This window comes from Variovorax sp. Varisp41, from assembly GCF_047325085.1.
Classification (GTDB): domain Bacteria; phylum Pseudomonadota; class Gammaproteobacteria; order Burkholderiales; family Burkholderiaceae_C; genus Variovorax.
On record NZ_CP168540.1, the window covers coordinates 1,769,654 to 1,794,997 of the forward strand.

The 25,344-nt window shown below is 69.4% G+C and carries 23 protein-coding genes; 2 read left to right on the top strand and 21 right to left on the bottom strand.

The window, feature by feature from the left end:
• Window positions 1-14: 14 nt before the first annotated feature.
• The 15 genes from hflK to ACEN9J_RS08395 form a co-directional block, all read right to left on the bottom strand.
• Window positions 15-1,379, bottom strand: a complete 1,365-nt coding sequence (gene hflK, locus ACEN9J_RS08325; protein ID WP_057594721.1) for an FtsH protease activity modulator HflK — start codon at window positions 1,377-1,379, stop codon at window positions 15-17.
• Between the two features lie 74 nt (window positions 1,380-1,453).
• Window positions 1,454-2,623 carry a GTPase HflX gene (hflX, locus tag ACEN9J_RS08330; RefSeq protein WP_057594720.1) on the bottom strand — a complete coding sequence of 390 codons (1,170 nt, stop codon included), beginning with the start codon at window positions 2,621-2,623 and terminating at the stop codon, window positions 1,454-1,456.
• 58 nt (window positions 2,624-2,681) lie between these two features.
• The gene (gene hfq / locus ACEN9J_RS08335; RefSeq protein ID WP_056582504.1) at window positions 2,682-2,927 is read right to left on the bottom strand and encodes an RNA chaperone Hfq; all 246 of its coding nucleotides are present in this window, start codon (window positions 2,925-2,927) and stop codon (window positions 2,682-2,684) included.
• A 161-nt stretch (window positions 2,928-3,088) separates the two neighbouring features.
• The gene (gene der / locus ACEN9J_RS08340) at window positions 3,089-4,435 is read right to left on the bottom strand and encodes a ribosome biogenesis GTPase Der (RefSeq protein ID WP_413763794.1); all 1,347 of its coding nucleotides are present in this window, start codon (window positions 4,433-4,435) and stop codon (window positions 3,089-3,091) included.
• Between the two features lie 50 nt (window positions 4,436-4,485).
• Window positions 4,486-5,628 (bottom strand): outer membrane protein assembly factor BamB, encoded by a 1,143-nt coding sequence (bamB, locus tag ACEN9J_RS08345; RefSeq protein WP_057594718.1) that lies wholly within the window; start codon window positions 5,626-5,628, stop codon window positions 4,486-4,488.
• 12 nt (window positions 5,629-5,640) lie between these two features.
• The gene (locus tag ACEN9J_RS08350; RefSeq protein WP_413763795.1) at window positions 5,641-6,333 is read right to left on the bottom strand and encodes a YfgM family protein; all 693 of its coding nucleotides are present in this window, start codon (window positions 6,331-6,333) and stop codon (window positions 5,641-5,643) included.
• Window positions 6,334-6,422: 89 nt separating this feature from the next.
• On the bottom strand, window positions 6,423-7,760 hold the full coding sequence (hisS, locus tag ACEN9J_RS08355; protein ID WP_413763796.1) for a histidine--tRNA ligase: 1,338 nt from the start codon (window positions 7,758-7,760) through the stop codon (window positions 6,423-6,425).
• Between the two features lie 13 nt (window positions 7,761-7,773).
• Window positions 7,774-9,030 (bottom strand): flavodoxin-dependent (E)-4-hydroxy-3-methylbut-2-enyl-diphosphate synthase, encoded by a 1,257-nt coding sequence (gene ispG / locus ACEN9J_RS08360; RefSeq protein ID WP_413764554.1) that lies wholly within the window; start codon window positions 9,028-9,030, stop codon window positions 7,774-7,776.
• Between the two features lie 14 nt (window positions 9,031-9,044).
• Entirely contained in the window at window positions 9,045-9,995 is a 951-nt protein-coding gene (locus tag ACEN9J_RS08365; protein ID WP_413763797.1) for a helix-turn-helix domain-containing protein, read from the bottom strand.
• On the bottom strand, window positions 9,988-10,839 hold the full coding sequence (gene pilW / locus ACEN9J_RS08370; RefSeq protein WP_261210916.1) for a type IV pilus biogenesis/stability protein PilW: 852 nt from the start codon (window positions 10,837-10,839) through the stop codon (window positions 9,988-9,990). The genes ACEN9J_RS08365 and pilW overlap by 8 nt, the downstream gene beginning before the upstream one ends.
• A 4-nt stretch (window positions 10,840-10,843) precedes the next feature.
• Window positions 10,844-12,019: a 23S rRNA (adenine(2503)-C(2))-methyltransferase RlmN gene (gene rlmN, locus ACEN9J_RS08375; RefSeq protein ID WP_057594713.1), complete on the bottom strand. Its 1,176-nt coding sequence runs from the start codon at window positions 12,017-12,019 to the stop codon at window positions 10,844-10,846.
• A 21-nt stretch (window positions 12,020-12,040) separates the two neighbouring features.
• Window positions 12,041-12,466 carry a nucleoside-diphosphate kinase gene (gene ndk / locus ACEN9J_RS08380; protein ID WP_019653122.1) on the bottom strand — a complete coding sequence of 142 codons (426 nt, stop codon included), beginning with the start codon at window positions 12,464-12,466 and terminating at the stop codon, window positions 12,041-12,043.
• A gap of 158 nt (window positions 12,467-12,624) precedes the next feature.
• Window positions 12,625-14,466 (bottom strand): pseudouridine synthase, encoded by a 1,842-nt coding sequence (locus tag ACEN9J_RS08385; protein WP_413763798.1) that lies wholly within the window; start codon window positions 14,464-14,466, stop codon window positions 12,625-12,627.
• Window positions 14,463-15,356 (bottom strand): SMC-Scp complex subunit ScpB, encoded by an 894-nt coding sequence (scpB, locus tag ACEN9J_RS08390; protein WP_413763799.1) that lies wholly within the window; start codon window positions 15,354-15,356, stop codon window positions 14,463-14,465. Before scpB ends, ACEN9J_RS08385 begins: the two co-directional genes overlap by 4 nt.
• Before the next feature lie 136 nt (window positions 15,357-15,492).
• Window positions 15,493-16,518, bottom strand: a complete 1,026-nt coding sequence (locus ACEN9J_RS08395; protein WP_413763800.1) for an RluA family pseudouridine synthase — start codon at window positions 16,516-16,518, stop codon at window positions 15,493-15,495.
• Window positions 16,519-16,532: 14 nt separating this feature from the next.
• Here ACEN9J_RS08395 and ACEN9J_RS08400 point away from each other — a divergent pair, with 14 nt between their 5' ends.
• A complete protein-coding gene (locus ACEN9J_RS08400) occupies window positions 16,533-17,336 on the top strand; it encodes an outer membrane protein assembly factor BamD (RefSeq protein ID WP_057597452.1) in 804 nt (267 codons plus the stop codon).
• 80 nt (window positions 17,337-17,416) lie between these two features.
• Here the strand turns inward: ACEN9J_RS08400 and ACEN9J_RS08405 are convergent, their stop codons facing one another.
• Both ACEN9J_RS08405 and ACEN9J_RS08410 read right to left on the bottom strand, forming a co-directional pair.
• Window positions 17,417-19,579, bottom strand: a complete 2,163-nt coding sequence (locus tag ACEN9J_RS08405; RefSeq protein ID WP_261210919.1) for an ATP-dependent DNA helicase — start codon at window positions 19,577-19,579, stop codon at window positions 17,417-17,419.
• Complete coding sequence (locus tag ACEN9J_RS08410) at window positions 19,576-19,779, bottom strand: YdcH family protein (RefSeq protein WP_057597458.1); 204 nt, start codon at window positions 19,777-19,779, stop codon at window positions 19,576-19,578. Before ACEN9J_RS08410 ends, ACEN9J_RS08405 begins: the two co-directional genes overlap by 4 nt.
• A 114-nt stretch (window positions 19,780-19,893) precedes the next feature.
• Between ACEN9J_RS08410 and ACEN9J_RS08415 the strand changes: the two genes are divergently transcribed.
• Complete coding sequence (locus ACEN9J_RS08415; protein ID WP_413763801.1) at window positions 19,894-20,661, top strand: PP2C family protein-serine/threonine phosphatase; 768 nt, start codon at window positions 19,894-19,896, stop codon at window positions 20,659-20,661.
• 31 nt (window positions 20,662-20,692) lie between these two features.
• On the opposite strand, the gene ACEN9J_RS08420 is transcribed toward ACEN9J_RS08415, so the two are convergent.
• The 4 genes from ACEN9J_RS08420 to odhB form a co-directional block, all read right to left on the bottom strand.
• The gene (locus tag ACEN9J_RS08420; RefSeq protein ID WP_413763802.1) at window positions 20,693-21,358 is read right to left on the bottom strand and encodes a hypothetical protein; all 666 of its coding nucleotides are present in this window, start codon (window positions 21,356-21,358) and stop codon (window positions 20,693-20,695) included.
• Entirely contained in the window at window positions 21,355-22,452 is a 1,098-nt protein-coding gene (zapE, locus tag ACEN9J_RS08425) for a cell division protein ZapE (RefSeq protein WP_057597455.1), read from the bottom strand. The genes ACEN9J_RS08420 and zapE overlap by 4 nt, the downstream gene beginning before the upstream one ends.
• Before the next feature lie 73 nt (window positions 22,453-22,525).
• Window positions 22,526-23,956 carry a dihydrolipoyl dehydrogenase gene (gene lpdA / locus ACEN9J_RS08430; protein WP_057597456.1) on the bottom strand — a complete coding sequence of 477 codons (1,431 nt, stop codon included), beginning with the start codon at window positions 23,954-23,956 and terminating at the stop codon, window positions 22,526-22,528.
• A gap of 16 nt (window positions 23,957-23,972) precedes the next feature.
• Window positions 23,973-25,241: a 2-oxoglutarate dehydrogenase complex dihydrolipoyllysine-residue succinyltransferase gene (gene odhB / locus ACEN9J_RS08435; protein WP_413763803.1), complete on the bottom strand. Its 1,269-nt coding sequence runs from the start codon at window positions 25,239-25,241 to the stop codon at window positions 23,973-23,975.
• Window positions 25,242-25,344 lie beyond the last annotated feature (103 nt).

The window sequence follows — 25,344 nt, forward strand, 5'->3', positions numbered from 1 at the left end:
GTTGCCTTCCTGGTTCAACGCACGTCGCGGTCACGCGAGCGGCCGTCGCGGGCACGCATGTCGTTGGTCGGCGCGACCGGGATCACCGAGGACTGCACCGGCGCGGTGCCGGCGACGCTCGGGCTGGCGGCATCGACCGGCGTGGCCTGGTTGCCGTTGCCGGTCTGCTGGATCAGCTTGTCGAGCGGCAGGTACAGCAGGTTGGAGCCCTGCTTGCTGTCGACCAGCACCTTGGTCGTGCTGGCGTAGATCTGCTGCATGGCGTCGGTGTACATGCGGTCGCGCGTGACCTGCGGCGCCTTCTGGTACTCGGTCAGCACCGAGGCGAAGCGGCCGGCATCACCCTGGGCCTGCGCCACGATGCGTGCCTTGTAGGCTTCGGACTCTTCCTTGAGACGCGAGGCGGTACCCGTGGCCAGCGGCACCACGTTGTTGGCATAGGCCTGCGCCTCATTCTTGGCGCGCTCGCGTTCCTGCCCGGCCTTGAGCACGTCGTCGAAGGCGGCCTGCACCTGCTCGGGCGGACGCACGCCGCCCTGCTGCAGGTTGATGCCGACCACTTCCACGCCCACCTGGTAGCGGTCGAGGATGTTCTGCATCAGCTGGCGCACGCGCGGCGCGATCTGGTCGCGTTCCTCGGCGAGGGCCGCGTCCATCTTCATCTTGCCGACGACTTCGCGCACGGCGGTCTCGGCCACCTGCACCACCGTGTCGGCGGGCGTCTTGCTCTCGTAGAGCCAGGCGCGCGCATCGCTCAGGCGGTACTGCACGGCGAACTTGATCTCGACGATGTTCTCGTCCTCGGTCAGCATCGCCGACTCGCGCAAGCCGGTGGAGCGCACGATGGCGTCGCGGCCCACGTCGGTCGAGCGGATCTGCGTGACGACCACGGTCTCGTGGCGCTGGATCGGGTACGGCAGGCGCCAGTTGAAGCCCGCGCCCACGGTGGTCTTGTAGCGTCCGAACTGGGTGATGACGGCCTGCTGGCCTTCGTTCACGATGAAGAAGCCGGTGCCGAGCCAGATCAGCACGGCGACGATGGCCACCAGGCCGATGCCGAAGCCGGCGTTCTTCATGTCGGGTTTGTAGCCATTGCCGCCACCGTTGCCGCCGCTGGGACGGTTGTTGTTGCCTCGGCCACCGCCGAAGAAGCCGCCGAGCTTGCGGTTGAGATCGCGCCAGAGTTCGTCGAGGTCGGGCGGTCCCTGGTTGGGGCCTTGGCCGCGCGGGCGGTTGTTGTTGCCGTTGTTACCCGAAGGCGGGGGCGTCGGGGCACCCGGGGGATCGGCGTCGGGCGGCCTGTTGCCCGAAGGGCGATCGCCGTTCGAGGAGGACGAATCGTCGCCCCGCCCCCATCGGCCATCGTTCAGGTTGAACATGCCCAAGAACCCTTTCCACACTGGCTTTGCATTCATTCGCGTCGTTCTCTTGTCAGTGGCGGGATTGTGCCCAATCAATGGGTGGCGCCGTGCAATTCAGCGTCACCCTCAGGGGTCATGGTATCGGCGATCGAGCCCGAGAGGCGGGCCAGCTCCGCGCGCAGCAGGGGCAGGCCCTCGCCGCTGCGGGCGCTCAGGAAGATGCGCGGAACCTGCACGCCGTCGATGTCCATGTCGTCCTGCAGATGCAGCGGACGTTGCGTGCTTTCAAGGGCATCGAGCTTGTTGAAGACCAGCAATTGAGGCACGGCATCGGCGCCGATCTCGCGCAGCACCGTCTGCACCTCGGCCATCTGCTCGGGATGGTGCGGGTTGGAGGCATCGACCACGTGCAGCAGCAGGTCGGCATCGACCGCTTCCTGCAAGGTCGCCTTGAAGGCGTCGACCAGGCCGTGCGGCAGGTCGCGGATGAAGCCCACGGTGTCGGAGATCGACACCTGCCGGCGCGCATCGCCCAGGTAGAGGTTGCGCGTGGTGGTGTCGAGCGTGGCGAACAGCTGGTCGGCCGCGTAGGCGCGGGCCTTCACGAGCGCATTGAACAGCGAGGACTTGCCCGCGTTGGTGTAGCCCACCAGCGAGATGTTGAAGGTCTCGCGGCGCTCGCGCTGGCGGCGTTGCGTGCCGCGCTGCTTCTGCACCTTGGCCAGGCGCTCGCGCGTGCGCTTGATCGACTCGGCGATCATCCGCCGGTCGAGCTCGATCTGCTTCTCGCCCGGGCCGCCGCGCACGCCGGCACCGCCGGTCTGGCGCTCCAGGTGGGACCAGCGGCGCACGAGGCGCGTGCTCAGGTACTGCAGGCGGGCGAGCTCGACCTGCAGCTTGCCTTCGTGCGAGCGCGCGCGCTGCGCGAAGATCTCGAGGATGAGGAAGGTCCGGTCGTACACCGCGACGTCGAGCTGGCGCTCGAGGTTGCGCTGCTGGGCCGGGCTCAGCGACTGGTCGAAGATGACCTCGCTCGCGCGATGCATCGCGGCGAGCTCCTTGATCTCGTCGGCCTTGCCGCTGCCGACGAAAAGCGCCGCGTCGGGCACCTTGCGCTTGCACACGAGGCGCGCCACGGGCGAGAGGCCCGCGGTTTGCGCGAGCAGGCCGAGTTCTTCGAGTTCGCTGTCGAAATGGGGCAGCCCGAAGTCGACGCCGACGAGAACGACGGCGCCTTCCTGGCGGGAATTCAGTTCAGACAAGCGGTATCAGAAAAGGGGAAAAGCGCGGCGGGTTTGACACCGCCGCGCTCCGCGCCGATCAGGCTGCGGCGTCGTCGTTCTCGTTGGCCGAGAAGTTGACGGCACGACCCGGCACGATGGTGGAAATGGCGTGCTTGTAGACCATCTGTGTCACCGTGTTGCGAAGCAGCACGACGTACTGGTCGAAAGACTCGATCTGACCCTGCAGCTTGATACCGTTCACCAAATAAATGGAAACCGGCACATGCTCGCGACGCAGTGTGTTCAGAAACGGGTCTTGTAGAAGTTGCCCTTTATTGCTCACGATATTCTCCGTGTTCAAGAGTAGTTGTTGGAAAAGGGACCTTAACACAGGCCTCCCGCGCTGCAGCATTCCGCGCCAAAAGCCTTTGAAAAATAACGGTTCTCAAAAGACGGAACTTCCGCCGCGACGCCCGCTCAACGGCCGCCAACGGCGCCCAAGGCTCACTCGTCCTTGTCGGCGTAAGGATTGTGGGAGCTCTTGAATTCGATCCGCAATGGCGTTCCCACCAAGTCGAATTCCTTGCGGAAGCGCCCTTCTAGAAAGCGCTTGTAGGCATCGGTCACGTGCTCGAGCGAATTGCCGTGGATCACGATCAGCGGCGGATTCATGCCGCCCTGGTGCGCATAGCGCAGCTTGGGCCGGAACATGCCGGTGCGCTTGGGCGTCTGGAATTGCACCGCCTCGAGCAAGAGCCGGGTCAGCACCGGCGTCGACATCTTGCGCGTGGCCGACTTGTGGGCCTGCGCAATGGCCTGCCACAGCGGTCCCAGCCCCTGGCGCTTGATGGCCGAGATGAAATGCAGCGCCGCGAACTTGAGGAACACCAGCCGGGTCTCGATCTGGCGCTGGATCTGCTCGCGCTGGTAGCTGTCGACCGCGTCCCACTTGTTGATGGCGATCACCACCGCGCGGCCGCTCTCGAGGATGTAGCCCGCGATGTGGGCGTCCTGGTCGGTCACGCCCTGGGTGGCGTCGAGCAGCAGCAGCACGACATTGGCCGACTCGATGGCCTGCAGCGTCTTGACCACCGAGAACTTCTCGATCGCCTCGAACACCCTGCCCTTGCGGCGCAAGCCGGCGGTGTCGATCAGCTCGAAGCGCTGGCCGTTGCGCTCGAAGGGCACCGAGATCGCGTCGCGCGTGGTGCCGGGCATGTCGAAGGCGACCAGCCGCTCCTCGCCGAGCCAGGTGTTGATCAGCGTGGACTTGCCGACGTTCGGCCGCCCCGCCACCGCGAGCTTGATCGGCTTGTTGACGTCGTCTTCGCCACCCTCGTCGTCCTCGGGTTCGGGCAGGTTCAGCGATTCGAGCGCCAGCTCGACCAGGCTGCGGATGCCCTGCCCGTGCGCGGCCGAAACGCCGTGCACCTCGCCCAGGCCCAACTCGTAGAAGTCGACCAGCTTGGCGCCGTCGCGCATGCCCTCGGACTTGTTGGCCACCAGGATGCAGGGCTTGCCCAGCCGGCGCAGCTCGTTGGCGATGTCGTGGTCCTGCGCCGACAGCCCCTCGCGGGCATCGACCACGAACACCACGACGTCGGCCTCGGCCACGGCCTGGCGCGTCTGCTTGGCCATCTCCTTGAAGATGCCGCTGCCCGCGTCGGGTTCGAAGCCGCCGGTGTCGATGACGATGAATTCGTGCTTGCCCAGCCGGCCGTTGCCGTAGTGGCGGTCGCGCGTCAGCCCGGCGAAGTCCGCCACGATGGCGTCGCGCGACTGGGTCAGCCGGTTGAACAGCGTGGACTTGCCGACGTTGGGACGGCCCACCAGGGCCATGACGGGTTTCATGGCCGCTCCTTCGCGGATTCGCAATTCATGGCCATGCCCTGCAGCAAAGATCAGTCGGGACGGTAGCCGAAGACACCGCCGTTGGCCGTGACGACGACCACCGTGTTGCCCACGACCACGGGCGTGGCCGCGATGGCCGAGCCATCGGGCGTGGTACGGTTCAGCAGGCCGCCGTTCTCGCGCGAGACGAACAGCAGCAGGCCGGTGCTCTCGCCGATGACCAGCGAGCGGCCCACGGCCAGCGGCGCGGTCAGCGTGCGGTTCTTGAAGGTGGTGGTCTGCCAGGCGCGTTCGCCGTCGGCGCGGCGCCAGGCGGTGACGCTGCCGTCGGCCTCGGTGCCGTAGACGAAACCGTCGTCGCCGCCCAGGCCTTCGGCGCCCGACGCCGGCTTGCTCCAGACCAGCGCGCCGCGCAGCGTGTCGACGCAGCCGACGCTGGCGTAGTAGGCGCGCGCGCAGACGGTGTCGCCCACGCGGCTCACGCTGCCGGTCAGGTCGACCAGGCGCTCGACGTCGTTGGTGCCGCGCGGGGCCGCGATCGGCGATTCCCAGCGCGAGGTGCCGTTGGCCGGATTGATGCCCGCCAGGCGGCCGCCGATGCCGGCCACCAAGGTGTCGCCGACGGCCAGCAGCACGCCCGGCTTCTTGAGCACGAGGTTCTCGCCGGTGCGCTGCTGCGACCAGAGGCGACGGCCGCTCTCGCCGTCCCAGGCACTGAGGTTGCGGTCGGCGGTCTGCACGAAGACGCGGCGACCGGCCACCAGCGGCGCGGTGAAGGCCTGGGCCGTGAGGCGCTGCTTCCAGATCACCTTGCCGCCCTGCAGCGCGACCAGCTCGTTGCCGGTGGTGACCACGGCGGTGATCGAACCGTCGCTGCCCACGCCCGCCGCCAGCGGCGCGCCGACGCTGGCGCGCCAGGTCTCGCGGCCCGCGCGGGCGTCGATGCCGACCACGGTGCCGTCGGCCGCGGCCACGGTCACGATGTCGCCGCTGATGTCGGTGGTGAGCGGGAACTTGACCGCCGGGATCTTCACGCTCCAGGCCTGGCGCACGCCGATCAGCGAGGCATTGGTCGGCAGTTCGGCCGGCTTCGGCTTGGAAGTGCCCGAGCAGGCGGCCAGGACCGCGACCAGGACAAGAGCGGACCCCGCGCGCACGGCGGTCGATTCAGGCATGAAACGCATGAAATTCATGATGGCGGGCGATCAGGATTTGGCAGGAACTGCGGGGGTGACGGTGATGGCGGGCGCCAGGCTCCTGGGGTCGACGCCGACCGCATTGAGCTTGAATTCGACCAGCCGGCGGTATTCGGAGGCGGCGCCGAGGCCGGTCCAGGCCTTGCGGTACTCGGCCTGCGCCTCGTCGCGCTTGCCCTGGGCCAGGTAGATGTCGCCCTTGCGGTCGGCCACCAGCGGCTCGAATTCCTTCGGCACGTTGCCCGAGAGCTGCTTGAGCGCGTCGTCGTAGGACTTCGCGTCGAGCAGTTCGGCCGCGAGGCGCAGCTTGGCGATGGCCTGGTAGCCGGGGTCGGTGGCCTTGTCGGCCACCCTGCCGTGCGGGGCGCGCGTGGCTTCGGCATTGCCCTTGTCGTAGAGCGTCTTGGCAGCCAGCAGGCCGGCCTGCTGCGCATAGGCGGTGCCAGCGAAGCGTTCCTTCATGTCGTTGAACACGCGCTCGATGCGCGCGGCGTCGCCCGACTGGGCGCTGCGCTCGACCTCGTCGTACAGCGCCGCCGCCTGGGCCGCCTTGCTGCGCTGGAAGTACTGCCAGCCGTTCCAGGCCACGAAGGCACCGGCGACGAGCAGCACGACCCAGGTGATCAGGGTGCCGTAGGTGTTCCAGAAATGCTTGAGCTGGTCGAGCTGTTCCTGTTCTTCGAGATCGAGATGGGTTGCCATGCGCTGTCAGTGGTTGGAAGGACTCGAGGCCGCGGTGCGCCGGGTGCGCCCGTGTGTTTTCATGATCCGCCTCCGTGAGGCTGAAAGACTCAAGTACGGTCCGATGATTCCCCGGGAGCCGGCGATTGTAGGGTGGCGGCCCAGCCGGCCACGTCCGCGAGCGGGCGGGCCACCTGCGAACCGCTGCCGTCGCGCAAGGATTTCACGGTGACTTCGCCGCGCGCCAGTTCGTCCTCGCCGAAGATCAGCGCATAACGCGCGCCGCTCGCATCGGCCTTCTTGAACTGCGCCTTCATGCCGCCGCCGCCCGCGTGCTGCACCACGGCCACGCCGGCCGCGCGCAACTGCTCGAGCACCACCATCGCCTGCGGCAGTGCCGCGGCCGCGGGCACGATGGCATAGGCCGCGGGCGCGCTGCCCGGCACCGGCAGGCCGAGTTCCTGGATCAGCAGCAGCAGCCGCTCGATGCCCAGGCCGAAACCCACGGCCGGCGCGGGCTTGCCGCCCATCTGGCCGATGAGGCCGTCGTAGCGGCCGCCGCCGCACACCGTGCCCTGCGAGCCGAGCTGGTCGGTGACCCACTCGAACACGGTGAGGTTGTAGTAGTCCATGCCGCGCACCAGGCGCGGGTTGACGCGGTAGGCCAGGCCCGCGGCATCGAGCACCGCGCGCACCGCTGCGAAGTGCGCGCGCGACTCCTCGCCGAGGAAGTCCATCAGCTGCGGCGCGGCCTCGACCATCGCCTGCATGGCGGGATTCTTGGTGTCGAGGATGCGCAGCGGATTGCTGTGCAGGCGGCGCTGCGCATCGGCGTCGAGCAGCTCGGCATGCGCCTCGAAGTGGCGGATCAGCGCCTCGCGATGCGCCTGGCGCTCGGCCGGCTGGCCCAGGCTGTTGAGTTCGAGCCGCACGTGCTGGCCCTCGAGCAGCCCGAGCTCGCGCCACAGCGCGCGCACCATGAGGATCAGCTCGGCATCCACGTCCGGCCCCGCGAAGCCCAGCGCCTCGACGTCGAGCTGATGGAACTGGCGGTAGCGGCCCTTCTGCGGCCGCTCGTGGCGGAACATCGGGCCCAGGGTCCACAGCCGCAACGGGCCGTTGTAGAGCGCGTTGTGCTCGACCATGGCGCGCACGATGCCGGCCGTGGCCTCGGGGCGCAGCGTGAGCCTGTCGCCGTTCATCGAGTCGGTGAAGGAGTACATCTCCTTCTCGACGATGTCGGTCACCTCGCCGAGGCCGCGCACGAACAGCGCCGTGGGCTCGACCACCGGCGTGACGATGTACTGGTAGCCGTAGCGCGCGAGCAGCGAGCGCACCGTCTGCTCGAACCACGACCACAGGGCCGAGTCGGGCAGGCGGTCGGTGCGCGGCACGCTCGCCGGCAATATGTCGTTCATGCCTTTGACGGCATTGATCTTGTCAGCCATGGGAGAGGAGTGGTCAGGCGACGTCGGCAGCCTGGGGCTGGCCGAAGCGCTTTTCGATGTAGGTTTCGACGAGCTGGTGGAACTCGTTGGCGATATTGTCGCCGCGCAGCGTGAGGGCCTTTTCGCCGTCGATGAAGACCGGCGCGGCGGGCGCCTCGCCGGTGCCGGGCAGGCTGATGCCGATGTCCGCGTGCTTGCTCTCGCCGGGGCCGTTGACGATGCAGCCCATCACGGCCACCTTCATCGTCTCGACGCCCGGGTATTTCTTGCGCCAGACCGGCATCTGCAGGCGCAGGTAGTCGTCGATCTGCTTGGCCAGTTCCTGGAAGGTGGTGCTGGTGGTGCGCCCGCATCCCGGGCAGGCGGTGACGCTCGGCACGAAGATGCGCAGGCCCAGCGACTGCAGGATCTCGGAGGCGATCACCACCTCCTGCGTGCGCGACTCGCCCGGCTGCGGCGTGAGCGACACGCGGATGGTGTCGCCGATGCCTTCCTGCAGCAGGATCGACAGCGCGGTGGCCGAGGCCACCGTGCCCTTGGTGCCCATGCCGGCCTCGGTCAGGCCCAGGTGCAGCGGATAGTCGCAGCGCCGCGCGAGCTCGCGGTAGACCGAGATCAGGTCCTGCACGCCGCTGACCTTGCACGACAGGATGATCTGCTCGCCGGCCATGCCCATGGATTCGGCCAGCCTGGCGGATTCGATGGCCGAGGTGATCAGCGCCTCGTACATGACCTGCCTGGCGTCCCAGGGCTGCGCGCGCTGGCTGTTGGCGTCCATCAGGCTGGCCAGCAGCTCCTGATCGAGGCTGCCCCAGTTCACGCCGATACGCACCGGCTTGTTCCAGCGCATGGCCGCGTCGATCATCTGGCCGAACTGCCGGTCCTTCTTGTCGCCCTTGCCCACGTTGCCGGGGTTGATGCGGTACTTGCTCAGCGCCTCGGCGCAGGCCGGGTACTCGGTCAGCAGCCGGTGGCCGTTGTAGTGGAAGTCGCCGACCAGCGGCACGTCGATGCCCATGCGGTCGAGCTGCTCGCGGATGTAGGGCACCTGCGCCGCCGCCTCGGGCGTGTTGACCGTGATGCGGACCATTTCGGAGCCGGCCTGGGCCAGCTCCTTGACCTGGATCGCGGTGCCGATCGCGTCGACGGTGTCGGTGTTGGTCATCGACTGCACGCGCACCGGCGCATCGCCGCCGACCGTGACCACGCGCGGCCCCCAGACCACGCGGGCCTGGCGCGAGCGGCGCGCCTTGGGCGCCGCGGATTCGATCGGCTGGGGTTCGCTCACGATTTCACCTCGAAGCGCGCAACGCCGCCGTTGCGCGTGAAGGGTTTGAGATCGAAGGGCTTGCCGAGCACCTGCACGTCGACGCTCGACGCGCGCCCGACCACCACCGAGAGCGGCAGCGCCCCCGACAGCCCGACCGTCTCGCCGGCCAGCAGGCTGCGCCGCAGCAACTGCTTGCCCGCCGCGTCGGTCACGGTGATCCAGCATTCCTCGCGTGCCACGAAGACCAGCGCCTGGCCGCTCGCCGCGGCGGCGGATGCGGCCGCCGCCGGCGGCGTGGCCGCGGGCGCTGCCGCGACCGGCGCCGCGGGAGCCGGCACGACCGCGGGCGGGACGGCGCCGACCGCCGCGGCCGGAACCGGCACGTTCTCGGTCGCGACGCCCGGCGTGCCGCCGCTGGCCGCGGGAGGCTCTCCGGCGTTGGGGCCGATTTCGGCCGCGCCGCGCGCCGTGATGCGCGACACCGTGGCACCGATGCGGTCGAACACCGACTGCGGCAGCCAGAAGATCGCGGCCGCGCCGACCAGCAGCAACGCGACCACGGTCAGCAGCGCGCGCGACGGCAGCCCGGCCGAACGGCCGCTGCCCCAGCGCGAGGTGCCCGAGACGATGTGGGTCTTCAAATTGCGGTCGGCCATCGCCACCGCGGCCTTGGGCGCACCCGGCAGCTTGGCGAGCACCGGCGCCGGATCGACGCGCAGCGCGCGGCAGACGCTGCTGGCCAGCGCGCGCGCGAACACCGGATCGGGCAAGGCGGCGATGTCGTCGGCCTCGAGCGCCAGCAGCTTCTGCGCCGGCACCTTGAGCGCGGCCGCGACCATCTCGATGTGCAGGCCGTGCGCCTCGCGTGCCTCGCGCAGCATGGTGCCGGCGGACTTGTCGCTGTTGTCGGCTTCCTCGAGCGGGACCACCGCGGAAGTGCCGAATTCGGAAACCCGTTCAGTCATTGAAATTCCCGCGCTCGAACGCCGAAGCTTCGCGCGACTGCGGGAAGCGGCGCTGCAGCTGCCCGCCCAGCTGCGCGACCGCCTCGCGGTTGTTGAGACTGCGCTCGATCTTGATCCCCAGCCACAGGGTTTCGGCGTTGGCCGAGGGACCGTTGTTGACGCGGCGCACGTAGAACTGCGCGCGCGACCATTCCCCGCGCTTCGCGAGCAGCGAGGCGAGGTTGAAGCCGACCACCGGATTGCCGGCATCGATCTCGTAGGCCGCCTGCAGCGAGCGCTCGGCCTCGACGGGCTGGCCCGCGCGCATCTCGCACAGGCCCTGCGTCATCAGCGTCTTGGCGCGTTCGGCATAGGCCGGCGTGGCCAGCGCCTCGGTGAATTGCTGGGCCGCGTCGCGGTAGCGGTTCTGCTGGCACAGCAGCCAGCCGTAGTTGTGGCGCGTGTTGCCGTCGCGTGGATTGAGCGCCAGCGCGCGGCGGAAGCTGTCCTCGGCCAGGCCGGCGTCTTCCATGCGCATGTAGACCAGCCCGCGCAGCGCGAAGGCATCGGCGTAGTTGGGATCGGCGTTGAGCGCCTGCTTGATCTCGTCGAGCGCCACGGTGTTCTGGCCATGCTCGAAATAGCCGGCCGCGAGCTCCATGCGCAGGCGGGCGCGACGGCGCGCATTCGACTCGTCCGACTCGGTGACGAGCTGGGCGCCCGAGGGCGAACTGGCCGAATCGAGGCTGGTGGTCGTGGTGCGGGTGTTCACGCACCCCGAGAGCAGCAGCGCCGCGATGCCCGCGACACTGGCGGCCAGCACGCGTTGCAGCCCGGCGCTCGCCGTCGGAAAAGCCATGCTCATCGGTTCAATGCTCCTGGGAGGCGGTGGAGGCGGTCTTGCGGACCGGATGCAACACGACCGTTCGCTCCGTTCCCGAGGCGGACGACGCCAGGCGGCGCTGCGCCATGCGCTCGGCCGCGCGGGTGCGGTCCTTGACGTCGCCGGCCAGTTGGCCGCAGGCGGCGTCGATGTCGTCGCCGCGCGTCTTGCGCACCGTGGTCACCAGGCCGGCTTCGCTCAGCATCTTCGCGAAGGCCAGCACGCGCGGCTGCGGCGAGCGCAGCAGGCCCGAGGCCGGGAACGGGTTGAACGGGATCAGGTTGAACTTGCACGACACGCCGTGCGTGCGCACCAGCTCGATGAGCTGGCGCGCATGTTCGGGCTGGTCGTTGACGCCGTCGAGCATGCAGTACTCGAAGGTGATGAAGTCGCGCGGCGCGTGCGCGAGGTAGCGCTTGCAGGCCTCGAGCAGCTCGGCGATCGGGTACTTGCGGTTCAGCGGCACCAGGTCGTCGCGCAGCGGATCGTTGGGCGCGTGCAGCGAGACGGCGAGCGCCACCGGGCAGTCGGCGCCCAGGCGGTCGATCATCGGCACCACACCCGAGGTCGAGACCGTGACGCGGCGGCGCGAGAGGCCGTAGCCGTTGTCGTCGAGCATGGTGCGCAGCGCGGGCACCAGCGCCGAATAGTTCTGCAGCGGCTCGCCCATGCCCATCATCACCACGTTGGAGATGACGCGCTCGTCGCGCTTCAGGTGCTTGCGCAGGAAGTGCTCGGCGAACCACAGCTGGGCGACGATCTCGCCCGTGCTCAGGTTGCGGCTGAAGCCCTGGTGGCCGGTCGAGCAGAAGCGGCAGCCGACCGCGCAGCCGGCCTGGGACGACACGCACAGCGTGCCGCGGTCGTCCTCGGGAATGAAGACGGCTTCGACGGCATTGCCGTCACCGACGTCGAACAGCCACTTGATCGTGCCGTCCTTGGATTCGTGCTGGGTGATGACCGGCAGCGCCTCGACGCGCGCGGTCGTCGCGAGCTTCTCGCGCAGCGACTTGGCCAGATCGGTCATCTGGGAGAAGTCGCTGGCGCCACGCTGGTGGATCCAGCGGAACAGCTGCGTGGCGCGGAATTTCTTCTCGCCGAGTTTTTCGCAGAACGCAGCCAACCCCTCGAGATCGAAATCGAGCAGGTTGGCCGTGGTCATGGATTCGGTCGAGATACGGCTTCAGCGTGCGTAGACGTTGAGGCCGGCGAAGAAGAACGCCACTTCGTTGGCGGCGGTTTCGGGAGCGTCCGAACCGTGCACGGCGTTGGCGTCGATGCTGTCGGCGAAGTCGGCGCGGATGGTGCCGGCTGCGGCCTTCTTCGGGTCGGTGGCGCCCATCAGGTCACGGTTCTTGGCGATCGCGTTCTCGCCTTCGAGCACTTGCACGAACACCGGGCCCGAGATCATGAACTCGACCAGGTCCTTGAAGAAGGGACGCTCCTTGTGCACGGCGTAGAACTGCTCGGCTTCGTTGCGCGAGAGGTGGACCAGCTTGGCGGCCACGATCTTCAGGCCGGCGGCCTCGAAGCGGGAAACGATCTTGCCGATGACGTTCTTGGCGACGGCGTCGGGCTTGATGATGGAGAGGGTACGTTCGATAGCCATGGAAGTGCTTTCTGAGCTTGCTTGATTCTGAAGTTTTTTGTCACAACTGCAACGATATTGTTGCGCCGTATCCCGACAAAGCCCGCGATTTTAACCGGCGGGATTCACCACCTTGGTGAAAACCCCGCGAAAGGCCGCGCGGGCGCGGCTGTTTTTGTTCAGCGTCCGCGGCGCCGGCCACCGCCGCCGCCCTGCCCGCCGAAACCACCGCCGCCGCCCCCGCCGCCGCCCCGGCGGCCGGAACCGCCCTGGCGTTGTTCCTTGCGCTGCCGCGTGAAGCTGTCGGCGCCGATGTAGCCGAGCGAGGTCTTCATCGGATCGGGCTGGTTGGCGCCGCTCGGCGGACGGTCGTCGCCGCCCTGCCGGTTGCGGTTGCCGCCGTTGTTGTTGCGCCGGCCCTGCTGTTGCTGCGGCGGACCGCCGTTGCCGCCGCCCGGGCCGCGGTTGTTGCGCGGGCCGCGCGGCGCTCGCGCCTCGCCCATCGGGCTCGGGATCGGACCGTCGTCGCGCGCCTGGGCACCGCCACCGTTGCGGCCGCCGCGGCGCTTCTTGTTGCGCCCGTTGCGACCACCGCCGCCGTCCTGGCCCTGGCCGCGTTGCTGCTGCGGGCCCGGCCGCGCGGGCGCGCCGCCCGAGGCCTGGAACAGCGCGCGGATGTCGCGCTCGTCGAGCTCCATCCAGGCGCCGCGCTTGAGGCCGCGCGGCAGCACCATCGCGCCGTAGCGGATGCGGATCAGCCGGCTGACCGCATGGCCCACCGACTCGAACAGCCGGCGCACCTCGCGGTTGCGGCCTTCGGAGATGGTGACGCGGTACCAGCAGTTGGAGCCTTCGCCGCCGCCGTCCTCGATGGTGCCGAACTGCGCCATGCCGTCGTCGAGGCGCACGCCGTCGAGCAGCTTCTGGCGTTCCTCGGCGCTGAGCGCGCCGAGCACGCGCACCGCGTACTCGCGCTCCAGGCCGAAGCGCGGATGCATCAGCTGGTTGGCCAGGTCGCCCGAGCTGCTGAACAGCAGCAGGCCTTCGGTGTTCAGGTCGAGCCGGCCGACCGACTGCCACTTGCCCTGGTGCAGGCGCGGCAGCTTGCGGAACACGGTCGGGCGGTTCTGCGGGTCGTCGTGCGTGACGACCTCGCCCACGGGCTTGTGATAGGCGATCACGCGCGGCGGCGGCGGCGCGATCCGGTAGCGGATCGGCTTGCCGTTGATCTTGACCTGGTCGCCGTACTGGATGCGCTGGCCGATGTGGGCCGGTTCGTTGTTGACCGAGATGCGGCCCTGCAGGATCAGTTGCTCCATCTCCAGGCGCGAGCCGAGCCCGGCCTGCGCGAGCACTTTGTGCAGCTTGGGCGAATCGGCCTCGGGCAGCAGCACGCGCTTGAGCGGCGGCACCTCGGGGCTGTCCTCGTCGGCGTCGAACTGGCCCGAGATCACGTCGGCGAAGCGGATCGGCTCGGGCGGCGGCGCGTTGCGCTGCTCGCGCTCGGCGGCGCGGCGGGCGCGATCGAGGTCGTCCTCCTCGTCGTCGGGGTCTTCCTCGTCTTCGTCGTCGTCGGAGCGGTCGTCCGAGTCTTCCTCGTCGCGCGACTGGGCACGCGCCGGTTCGGCAGGCGCGGGCTCGGGTTCCGGCTCGGGCGCCACGACGGGCTCGGGTGCCGCTTCGAGCGCGGGCGGCTCGGATTCGGCCGCGGGCGCCTCGGCCACGGCCACGGCCACGGCCTTCGGCTTGCGCGGACGCTTCGGCTTGGCGGGCTTGGGCGGCTCCTCGGCGCTCTCGGCGGCCGCCACGGGCGCTTCAGGCTCGGCCACGGCCGGCGCCTCGGTGGCCTCCACGGCCTCCTTCTTGCGCCGCGGACGCCGCTTCGGTGCCGCGCCCTCCTCCGCCGTCGCTACGGTTTTCGCAGCATCACCCGCGGACTGGCCGGTCGTTTCCGGCGTGTTTTCATTGGACAAGGGGTCGATCGGCAGGATCGCCGCTTCGTCGGGATCGGATGAGCTCATGAGGTCTTTCCGGGGAGGACTGCGTCAGGATCGGTCGCGTCCGGCGGCGGAGCGTCGGGATCGATGCGGGGTTCTTCGGTGGGTTCGGTATCGGCGGGAGCCTGGGCTTCCGTGGGGGCTGGCGGTTCGGCGTCCTCGCCTCGTTCGTCGAGGGGGACGGCATCGCCCGGCTCGGGAGCCATGCCGGGCGACGCTTCGTCCGCGACCGCCTGCCGGACTTCGGGCTGTTGTTCTTCTGCCGGGGTGGTGGGCACAGTCTGCGCCTCTTCCACCGCCACGGCAACCGCGGCGTCCTCGGCGGCCGGCTCGTCGATCGGCAGCGCCGGCTGGTCGCCGCCGCCCGCGCGCTCGAGCGAGTCGACCAGCGCAGCCTGCTGCGCCGGCGTCTCGATCACCGGGAGCTGGTCCAGCGAGGCCAGGCCAAGGTCGTCGAGGAACTGGCGCGTGGTCGCGTACAGCGCCGGGCGGCCCACCGTCTCGCGGTGGCCGATCACCTCGACCCAGTTGCGGTCTTCGAGCTGCTTGAGGATCAGCGAGTTGATGGTGACGCCGCGGATGTCTTCCATGTCGCCGCGCGTGACCGGCTGGCGGTAGGCAATGATGGCCAGGGTCTCGAGCGCCGCGCGGGTGTAGCGCGGCGGTTTCTCGGGGTGCAGGCGGTCGAGGTGGTCGCGCATCTCGGGCCGGCTCTGGAAGCGCCAGCCACTGCCCACGCTGACCAGCTCGAGGCCGCGTTGCGTCCAGTCTTCCTGCAGCTCGAGGAGCAGCGACTTGATCGTGTCCACGCCCAGTTCGTCGTCGAACAGCACGCGCAATTCGCGCACCGGCAGCGGCTGGCTCGAACAGATCAAGGCGGTTTCGAGAATGCGCTTGGCATCCGCCGTATTCATGGTTCGCGTTGTCCGGGAAAAGGCGTCTTGGGGGACGCTTTTTTTGTTCAGAAGGATGGAAGGAGGCGTTGCCGGCACGCGGCGAGTGCAACGCGGGGCCGGCACCAAGCGGCCGGCGCGGCGGCCCTGGAGGCCGTCAGGCGCGATTGTAGTCCAGCCCCCAGGCCCGCAAGGCCTCGGCGAGATCGGCCGGCACGGGCGAATGCAGCGCGATCGGGGCCTGCGTGACCGGATGGACGAAGGCCAGCCGGAACGCGTGCAGCGCCTGCCGCGCGAGGCCCGCGGCGGGCGTGCCGCCATAGAGCGTGTCGCCCACCAGCGGATGGCCGATCGACGCCATGTGCACGCGGATCTGGTGCGTGCGGCCGGTCTCGAGGGTGCAGCGCACCACGCAGCCGCGCTCCTCGCTGTCCAGGCGCTCGATCAGGGTGCGGGCGGTCTTGCCGGCGTGCTGCTGCAGGTCGACCACCGCCATGCGCAGCCGGTTGCGCGGGTCGCGGCCGATGGCCGCGTCGACCAGGCGCGCGGCCGGGCCGGTCCAGGGCTTGTGGCCCAGCGCCAGGTACTGGCGCTTGACCTCGCGCGCGGCGATCAGCGCCACCAGCGCGTCCATGGCGGCGCGGGTGCGCGCGACCATCATCAGCCCGCTGGTGTCGCGGTCGAGGCGGTGCACGATGCCCGCGCGCGGCAGCAGCAGCGCCTTGGGATCGAGCGCGAGCAGGCCGTTGAGCAGCGTGCCGCTCCAGTGGCCCGGGGCGGGATGCACGACCAGGCCGGCCGGCTTGTCGATCACGCGCAGGTGCTCGTCCTCGTAGACGGTGACGATCTCCATCGGCTCGGGCCGGAAGGCCTGGCTCTGCGGCGTGGGGCGCAGTTCGATGCGCCCCGCCTGCCCGGCCCGCACGGCCGCCGAGGCCTTGGTGGCGGCGCGGCCCTGCAGCTCGACGGCGCCGGCCTCGATGAGCTGCTGCAGGTAGCTGCGCGAGAACTCGGGAACCAACGCGGCCAGCGCGCGATCCAGCCGCAGTCCGTGCTGCGCGGGGTCGACGACGAAATCCCGCCACTCGCTGGCTTCGGACGGATCGGCGCCCTCGTCGAGCTCGGCCGCCTCCGGGGAGTTGTCGCGGGGGTCGGTCGATATAATTGAGGGCAACTGTTTCACGAAAGCCGCATGTGATGATTCGCGCCAAATTATCGGTCCCAGCCTGGATGGCGCTCAGCGCCCTCGCGCTGCTCGCCGGCTGTTCGAGCACCAAGGACGACAAGACCGCGACCTGGAGCCCCAACCGGATCTACGCGGAAGCCAAGGACGAAGCCGGTTCCGGCGCCTACGACAAGGCCGTGCCGCTGTACGAGAAGCTCGAGGGCCGCGCCGCCGGCACGCCGCTGGCGCAGCAGGCGCAGCTCGAGAAGGCCTACGCCCAGTACAAGGGCGGCGACAAGGCCGCCGCGGTCTCCACCATCGACCGCTTCCTGAAACTGCACCCCGCCAGCCCCGCGCTCGACTACGCGCTGTACCTCAAGGGCGTGATCAACTTCAACGACGACCTCGGCATGTTCGCGTTCCTCACGCGCCAGGACCTGTCGGAGCGCGACCAGAAGGCGGCCAAGGAATCGTTCGAATCGTTCAAGGAGCTGGTCACCCGCTTCCCCGAGTCGCGCTACACGCCCGATGCGCGCCAGCGCATGAACTACATCGTGAACTCGCTCGCCCAGTACGAGGTTCACGTGGCGCGCTACTACTACTCGCGGGGCGCCTACCTGGCGGCCATCAACCGCGCCCAGAGCGCGATCGCCGACTACCGTGAAGTGCCCGCCGTCGAGGAAGCGCTCTACATCATCGTGCGCTCGTACGACGCGCTCGGCATGAACGACCTGCGCGACGACGCGCAGCGCGTGCTGACCTCCAACTACCCGCAGAGCACCTACCTGACCCAGGGCTTCAAGACCAAGGACGATCCCTGGTGGAAGATGTGGTGATCGCAACGGCCAGCCATCTCGGCTGACCCCGCATCCAAGCCCGATGGCGCGAGCCCTCGGGCTTTTTCATTGCGCGCGCGTCAGTCCTGCACCGGCACGCTCAGGTCCGCGATCGCCGCGTCGAGATCGGCCTCGGTCTCGAGCCGCCGCATCGGCGGCAGCGCACCGAGCAGGCGCCGGCCATAGCCCATCGCGACCAGGCGCGTGTCGCAGATCACCAGCACGCCGCTGTCGGTCTCGCGCCGGATCAACCGCCCCGCCCCCTGCTTGAGCGCCACCGCGGCCTCGGGCAGCGAGTAGTCGCCAAACGAGCTGCGGCCCTGCGCCTCGAGCCGCTGCGAGCGCGCCTCGACCAGCGGATCGTTGGGCGGCGGGAACGGCAGCTTGTCGATCACCACCAGCTGCAAGGCATCGCCGGGGGCGTCGAAACCCTCCCAGAACGAGGCCGAGGCCACCAGCACGCAGCCGGGGCGGCCCATCGTGTCGCCCTCGCGGAAGCGGTCCATCAGCACCCGCTTGGGCAGTTCGCCCTGCACCAGCACCTCGGGCCGCCGCTCGATGCCCAGGCGCTCGATCTGCTGGCGGATCTCGTCGCCCACGGTGCGCAGCGCGCGCAGCGTGGTGGTCAGCACCAGCGTGCGGCCGCCGAGCGCGCCGGCGCCGCGCGCGGCCAGTTGCGCCACGCGCAGGCTGTGCGAGGGCTCGTTGGGCTTGGGGAAGGCGCGCGGCACGTAGAGCGCGGCCTGCGCGGCGTAGTCGAAGGGACTGCGCACGCGCAGCACCTCCGCGTCCTCGAGGCCGCAAGGTTCGGTGAACCAGCGCAGCGTGGGATCGTCGCCCAGCGTGGCGGAGGTGAAGACCCAGGCGCGGCGACGGCGCTCGGCGGCTGCTGGTTCGGGCTCGTGCGCGCGCGACGGCTCCTCGTCATCGTCATCGCCGCCGCCCTGCGCATCGAGCCAGGCCTCGTAGTCGTCAACGGCCTCGCGAGCGCCGGGCGCCGGCGCCTCGTCGTCGCGCGGCTTGGCGATCTTGAGCACGCGCGTGCGCATCGCCTCCGCGATATCGAGCGGCGACTCCACCAGCCGCAGCTGCGTGCCCACGTCGACCCAGCGCACCGACTCCGGCGCGCAGGCGCGCGCGAACTTGGCGGCGCGCTTCGCGAGTTCGCGCGCGCGCTCGAGCAGCCGCACGAAATCGGGCGACAGCTCGCTCACGGTGTCGAGCCCTTCGGCCGCTTCCTCGAAGGCGATCTGCAGCGTGTCGAGCGCGCCCTGCCATTCGTGCTCGCCGATGCCCTCGGGCGAAGGCCCGGCCCAGCGCAGCTTCGCGCCCGGCCACTGCTTGCCCACCGCCAGCCGCAGCTCGCGCGCCGCGCGCTCGAGCCCGGCCACGATGCCTTGCCAGTCGACCAGGCCGCGCGCATGCGTGAGGCCGGCCGCGAGCACGTCGCGCGCGAAGTCGAGTGCCTGCCCGGTGCCGAGGTTGGTGCCAAGGAACTGCACGCCGGTCTCGTTGAGCTGGTGCGCCTCGTCGAAAACCACCACGCTGACGCTCGGCAGCAGCTCGGCCATGCCGGTCTCGCGCACCGCGAGGTCGGCGAAGAACAGGTGATGGTTGATGACCACCACGTCGGCCGCCAGCGCCTCGCGCCGCGCGAGGTTGACGTGGCAGGGCTTGAACTGCGGGCACTGCGCGCCCAGGCAGTTCTCGCGCGTGGAACTCACCAGCGGGATCAGCGGCGAGCGCTCGTCGAGCCCCGGCAGTTCGGCCAGGTCGCCGGTGCGCGTGGCCTTGGACCATTGCTCGATCTTCGCCAGCGTGCGCAGGCTGCCGCGCTCGGGCAGCGAGGCATCGTGGCGCGCCATGTCGAGGCGGTGCAGGCAGAGGTAGCTGCCGCGGCCCTTAAGCAGCGCGGTGCGCACCGGCAGGCCCAGCGCCTCCACCAGCCGCGGCAGGTCGCGGCCGAACAGCTGGTCCTGCAGCGCCTTGGTGGCGGTCGAGAGCAGCACGCGCTCGCCGCTCAGCAGCGCGGGCACCAGGTACGAGAAGGTCTTGCCGACGCCGGTGCCGGCCTCGACCACCAGCATGCCGCCCTGCTCGATGGTGCGTGCCACGGCCATCGCCATCTCGGTCTGGCCCGAGCGTTCGCGGAACTGCTCGGCCGCGCGCGACAGCACGCCGCCCTCGGAGAAAGCTTCGAGCACCTTCGATGCGAGCGTGTCTTCCAGGCCCACAGCACTCATGCCGGCTCCTTCGGATCGATCGCGTTCTCGAGCCGCACGATCTGGTCGCGCAGCGCGAGGCGGCGCTTCTTGAGGCGGCGCAGCAGCAGCTCGTCCTGCGGCACGACCTCGCTCAGGCCGTCGATGGACGCATCGAGATCCGCATGCTCGATGCGCAGCTCGATCAGCTGGCGGGAAAGGGAGTGGAGATTGGAATCCAACGTGGGAGGAGCGAGCGCATCTTCTGCGCGGCCCGGGCTCGTGTTCATTCGATAATACGTCGTGACACGAACTCCAGAGAAGACAGGCGGCGCTGCATCGGCGCATTCGCGCTCATGACCCAAGGCTTTCGACTCGTTGCCGCCACCGGCCTGCACAAGGGCGACCGCCCCTACCAGCAGGACCAGGTGATGCTGATCGCGCATCCGCGCACGCCGGGCTGCGTGCTCGCCGTGGTGGCCGACGGCATGGGCGGACGCAGCGGCGGGCGCAAGGCCTCCGACCAGGTGCTGATGACGGCGCGCCAGCTGTTCGCGCGCTACAACCCCGCGCGCGACCAAGCCGAGGCGCTGCTGCGCCAGCTGCTCGAGGACGCGCACACGGTGATCAAGCTCACAGCCGTGTCGAGCGAGCAGGAACCGCACAGCACGCTGGCGGCCTTCCTCATGAACCCGAACGGCGATTGCGCCTGGATCCATGCGGGCGATTCGCGCATCTACCATTTCCACGACGGCCGGCTGATCAAGCGCACGCGCGATCATTCGTACGTGCAGACGCTGATCGACCGCGGCGAGATCACCGAGGCCGAGGCCAACGTGCATCCGCAGGGCAACATCCTGCTCGGCTGCCTGGGCATGCGCTCGACACCACCGCCGATCGCGCCCGACCAGGTGCCGAGGATGCAGCCCGGCGACCTGCTGATGGCCTGCAGCGACGGCCTGTGGCACTACTTCACCCCCGAGGAGCTCGCGAGCGTGCTGCATGCGCAGCCGCCGCGCGATGCGGTCGAGATCCTGGTGGGCGAGGCGCGTCGCCGCGCGCATGGCACCGGCGACAACATCTCGATCGCGGTGCTCAAGCTCGAGCCGTTGCCGGCGGCCTGAGATCCGCGGCCCGCGGGCCGCCGCGCGGCGCTCAGGGCTTCGGCGCGGCCGGTTCGGCCGGCGGCAGCGGCGCGCCACGCGGCTTGGTGCGGCTGGCGTTCTGCCTCTCGCGGCTGGCGCGGTGCTCCTCGGCTTTGCGCTGCTTTTCCTCGTAGCGCTGGACCTGTTCGGGCGCCTCGGCCCGGCGCTGCGCGGCCTTGGCCTGCTCGGCCGCCTGGTTGCTCTGCTTCTGGTCGAACTGGCGCTGGCGCTCGGGCGCCTCGGCGGCCGTCGCGGCGCGGCCCTGCGCATGGTCGGCCGCACGCTGTTCGCGCTCGCGCTGGTTCTTCATCGCCTGCTCGCGCTGCTGCGCGGAGTCCTGCGGGCGCTCGGTGGCCTTCTTCTCGTCGAGCTTGCGCAGCTCGGCGGCGCCGCGGCGCTGGCGCTCGATGTCGTTGATCGAGGATTCCTGGCGCTTGATGTGGTCGGTCTCGGTACGACGGCGCGCGCGGCTGTCGCGCAGGCAGTCCTCGACCGCGAACTTGGCGTAGCAGGCCTTGCGTTCGCCCTGGTAGCGCGCCTCGATGGCGGCGCGCTCGGAGGCCAGGCGGCTGCGCTCGGCCTCGAGGTCGGCGGCGCCGGCGGCGGCGTTGGACTGGGCCCAGGCGGGCAGGCCGGCCAGCAGCATCCACAGGGCAAGGACGAGGGTTTTCTTCATGTGAGGCGAGTGTCGACGATGCGGCGTTCCAGCGCGAGGAATTCGGCCGACTGCATCTCGTTGAGCCGCGAGACCGTGCGCGGAAACTCGTGCGCCAGCGGCCCCTCGGTGTACAACGCCTCGGCCGGCACCTCGGCCGACATGATGAGCTTGACGCGGCGGTCGTACAGCACGTCGACCAGCCAGGTGAAGCGGCGCGCCTCCGAGGCCATGCGCACCGGCATGTGCGGCACGTCGGACAGCAGCACGGTGTGGAACTGGCTCGCGATCTCGAGATAGTCGTTCTGCGAGCGTGGCCCGCCGCACAGCGTCTTGAAGTCGAACCAGACGACGCCGCCGGCCTTGCGCCGCGCGCGGATCTCGCGCGACTCGATGTGCAGCACGGGGTTCTCGTCGGCGGTCTCGGCCAGCTTCTCGAAGGCCTTGCGCATCTCCTTCTCGGTCTCGCCGTCGTTCGGCGTGAGATACATACGCAGCTGCTCCATGGTGCGGCGCCGGTAGTCGGTGCCGTTGTCCACGCTGAGCACCTCGAGCTTCTGGTTCAGCAGCTCGATGGCGGGCAGGATGCGGTCGCGATGCAGCCCGCCGGGATAGAGGTCGTCGGGCTTGAAATTGGAAGTGGTGACGAAGCCCACGCCGTTCTCGAACAGCGCCACCAGCAGGCGATGCAGGATCATCGCGTCGGTGATGTCGGCGACGTGGAACTCGTCGAAGCAGATCAGCTTGTAGCGCTTCGAGATGCGCAGGCCCAGCTCGTCGAGCGGGTTGACGGTGCCCTGCAGCTCGCGCAGCTCGCGGTGCACCTCGCGCATGAATTCGTGGAAGTGCAGGCGCGTCTTGCGCCGCAGCGGCACGGCATTGAAGAAGAGGTCCATCAGGAAGCTCTTCCCGCGCCCCACCCCACCGTACATGTAGACGCCGCGCGGCAGCTCGGGCCGGTTGATGAGCTTCTTCAGCGCGTTGGAACGCTGCGACTTGTAGGCCGCCCATTCCGTGGCGCAGCGGTCGAGCGCCTCGACGGCCCGCATCTGCGCGGGATCGCTCTTGAACCCGCGCGCCGCGAGTTCCGCTTCGTAAGCCTGTTTGACGCTCAAGGGAGGGGTGCTCAAGGGTTGAATGGCCGCGGGGGGCCCGCGAAGGGCCGCCCGCGGCGTGCTCGCCGCTGGATCAGAAGTTCAGCGTGCGCTTGTCGACCGCGAGCGCGGCTTCCTTGGTGGCTTCCGACAGCGAGGGGTGCGCGTGGCAGATGCGCGCGATGTCCTCGGCGCTGGCCTTGAACTCCATCGCCACCACGGCTTCGGAGATCAATTCGCTGGCCTGCGGGCCGACGATGTGCACGCCCAGGATCTCGTCCGTGGCCGCGTCGGCCAGGAACTTGACCATGCCGGTCGTGTCGCCGAGCGCGCGCGCGCGGCCGTTGGCCAGGAACGGGAAGGTGCCGGCCTTGTAGGCGCGGCCCGAGGCCTTGAGCTGTTGCTCGGTCTGGCCGACCCACGCGATCTCGGGGCTGGTGTAGATCACCCACGGCACGGTGTTGAAGTTGACATGTCCGTGCTGGCCGGCAATGCGCTCGGCCACGGCAACGCCCTCTTCTTCCGCCTTGTGCGCGAGCATCGGGCCGCGCACCACGTCGCCGATCGCCCACACGTTCGGCAGGCTGGTCTTGCAGTCGTCGTCCACGGCGATGGCGCCGCGCTCGTCGAGCTTCAGGCCCACCGCCTCGGCGTTCAGGCCGATGGTGTTGGGCACGCGGCCGATCGAGACGATCAGCTTGTCGACCTCGAGCGTCTGGGCTTCGCCCTTGGCGTTGGTCCAGGCCACGCTCACGCCGTTCTTGCCCGACTTGATCTCGCCGACCTTCACGCCGAGCTCGATCTTCAGGCCCTGCTTGTCGAAGGCCTTCTTGGCTTCCTTGGCGATCTGCTCGTCGACCGCGCCGAGGAAGGTCGGCAGCGCCTCGAGCACCGTGACTTCCGCACCGAGGCGGCGCCACACCGAGCCCATCTCGAGGCCGATGACGCCCGAGCCGATCAGGCCCAGCTTCTTCGGCACCGCGCCGATGCGCAGGGCGCCGTCGTTCGAGAGGATGTTCTCCTCGTCGAAGGCCGCGCCCGGCAGCGCACGGGCATTGGAGCCGGTGGCGACGATGATGTGCTTGCCGGTGATGGTTTCCTCGGCGGCGCCGGCCACCTTGATGTCGTAGCCGGCGTCGCCGGACTTCTCGAACGAACCACGGCCGTGGAAGAAGCTGATCTTGTTCTTCTTGAACAGGTACAGGATGCCGTCGTTGTTCTGCTTCACGACCTGGTCCTTGCGGGCCAGCATCTTGGCGAGGTCGATGCCCAGGCCCTCGACCTTGATGCCGTGGTCGGCGAAGTGGTGGTTCGCCTGCTCATAGTGCTCCGACGACTGCAGCAGTGCCTTCGAGGGAATGCAGCCGACGTTGGTGCAGGTGCCGCCCGGTGCCGGGCCGCCCTTGCCGTTCTTCCACTCGTCGATGCAGGCGACGTTGAAGCCGAGCTGCGCCGCGCGGATGGCGGCGATGTAGCCGCCGGGGCCGCCGCCGATGACGATGACGTCGAATTGTTTGTTGGCCATCTGTTCGTGCCTCCGATCAGATGTCGAACAGGAGGCGCGACGGGTCTTCCAGCGCTTCCTTCATGGCGACCAGGCCCAGCACGGCTTCGCGGCCGTCGATGATGCGGTGGTCGTAGCTCATCGCCAGGTAGTTCATCGGGCGGATGACGATCTGGCCGTTCTCGACCACGGCGCGGTCCTTGGTGGCGTGCACGCCGAGGATCGCGGACTGGGGCGGGTTGATGATCGGGGTCGAGAGCATCGAGCCGAAGGTGCCGCCGTTCGAGATCGAGAAGGTACCGCCGGTCATCTCCTCGATGCCGAGCTTGCCTTCCTGGGCCTTCTTGCCGTACTCGGCGATCTTCTTCTCGATGTCGGCGAAGCTCATCTGGTCGGCATTGCGCAGGATCGGCACCACCAGGCCGCGCGGCGAACCGACGGCGATGCCGATGTCGAAGTAGCCGTGGTACAGGATGTCGTTGCCGTCGACCGAGGCGTTGAGCACCGGGTACTTCTTGAGTGCATGCACCGCGGCCTTGACGAAGAAGCTCATGAAGCCGAGCTTGACGCCGTGTTCCTTGGTGAAGGTGTCCTGGAAGCGCTTGCGCAGGTCCATGACGGGCGCCATGTTGACCTCGTTGAAGGTCGTGAGGATGGCGTTGGTCGACTGCGACTGCAACAGGCGCTCGGCGATACGCGCGCGCAGGCGGCTCATCGGCACGCGCTGCTCGGGGCGCTCGCCCAGGTCCGGCGCGCTGGTGGGCGCGGCGACCTGCGGCAGCGCGGGCTTGGCGGCCGGCGCGGGGATCGCGGCGGGCGCGGCCTTGGCGGTGGCACCCGAGGCCACGGCGCCGAGCACGTCGCCCTTGGTCACGCGGCCGTCCTTGCCGGTGCCGGCGACGTCGCTGGTCTTGAGGTTGTTGTCGGCCAGCAGCTTGGCGGCCGCGGGCATGGCGACGTCGGACTTGGCACCGCCGGTGGCGGCGGCAGCGGCCGCGGGCGCGGCGGCGGGTGCCGGGGCGGCGGCGGCGGGCGCGGCGACCGGGGCCGCGGCGCTGGCCTTGCCTTCGGTGTCGATCTTCGCGATCAGCTGGTCGGCCACGACGGTGGCGCCGTCGCCTTGCACGATCTCGGCCAGCACGCCGGCGGCGGGCGCCGGCACTTCGAGCACGACCTTGTCGGTTTCGATCTCGATCAGGATTTCATCGACGGCGACGGCTTCGCCGGCCTTCTTCTTCCAGGTGAGCATGGTGGCTTCGGCCACCGATTCGGACAGCTGAGGGACTTTGACTTCGACGATAGACATTTGGAGTTTGCTCCGCTTTGATTTGTGTGTGCCCCTGGGGCCGGGTTTCGCCCGGCCCGCCCCTCGTGGGGGATCGGGCGCCGGGGCAAAGCCGCGTGCGCCC

Bases quoted from the DNA above. Each gene is read 5' to 3' on its own strand.
- hflK (WP_057594721.1), bottom strand. From the start codon at position 1,379: ATGTTCAACCTGAACGATGGCCGATGGGGGCGGGGCGACGATTCGTCC.
- der (WP_413763794.1), bottom strand. From the start codon at position 4,435: ATGAAACCCGTCATGGCCCTGGTGGGCCGTCCCAACGTCGGCAAGTCC.
- bamB (WP_057594718.1), bottom strand. From the start codon at position 5,628: ATGAATTTCATGCGTTTCATGCCTGAATCGACCGCCGTGCGCGCGGGG.
- ACEN9J_RS08350 (WP_413763795.1), bottom strand. From the start codon at position 6,333: ATGGCAACCCATCTCGATCTCGAAGAACAGGAACAGCTCGACCAGCTC.
- hisS (WP_413763796.1), bottom strand. From the start codon at position 7,760: ATGGCTGACAAGATCAATGCCGTCAAAGGCATGAACGACATATTGCCG.
- ACEN9J_RS08365 (WP_413763797.1), bottom strand. From the start codon at position 9,995: ATGACTGAACGGGTTTCCGAATTCGGCACTTCCGCGGTGGTCCCGCTC.
- pilW (WP_261210916.1), bottom strand. From the start codon at position 10,839: ATGAGCATGGCTTTTCCGACGGCGAGCGCCGGGCTGCAACGCGTGCTG.
- rlmN (WP_057594713.1), bottom strand. From the start codon at position 12,019: ATGACCACGGCCAACCTGCTCGATTTCGATCTCGAGGGGTTGGCTGCG.
- ndk (WP_019653122.1), bottom strand. From the start codon at position 12,466: ATGGCTATCGAACGTACCCTCTCCATCATCAAGCCCGACGCCGTCGCC.
- ACEN9J_RS08385 (WP_413763798.1), bottom strand. From the start codon at position 14,466: ATGAGCTCATCCGATCCCGACGAAGCGGCGATCCTGCCGATCGACCCC.
- scpB (WP_413763799.1), bottom strand. From the start codon at position 15,356: ATGAATACGGCGGATGCCAAGCGCATTCTCGAAACCGCCTTGATCTGT.
- ACEN9J_RS08400 (WP_057597452.1), top strand. From the start codon at position 16,533: ATGATTCGCGCCAAATTATCGGTCCCAGCCTGGATGGCGCTCAGCGCC.
- ACEN9J_RS08405 (WP_261210919.1), bottom strand. From the start codon at position 19,579: ATGAGTGCTGTGGGCCTGGAAGACACGCTCGCATCGAAGGTGCTCGAA.
- ACEN9J_RS08415 (WP_413763801.1), top strand. From the start codon at position 19,894: ATGACCCAAGGCTTTCGACTCGTTGCCGCCACCGGCCTGCACAAGGGC.
- ACEN9J_RS08420 (WP_413763802.1), bottom strand. From the start codon at position 21,358: ATGAAGAAAACCCTCGTCCTTGCCCTGTGGATGCTGCTGGCCGGCCTG.
- lpdA (WP_057597456.1), bottom strand. From the start codon at position 23,956: ATGGCCAACAAACAATTCGACGTCATCGTCATCGGCGGCGGCCCCGGC.
- odhB (WP_413763803.1), bottom strand. From the start codon at position 25,241: ATGTCTATCGTCGAAGTCAAAGTCCCTCAGCTGTCCGAATCGGTGGCC.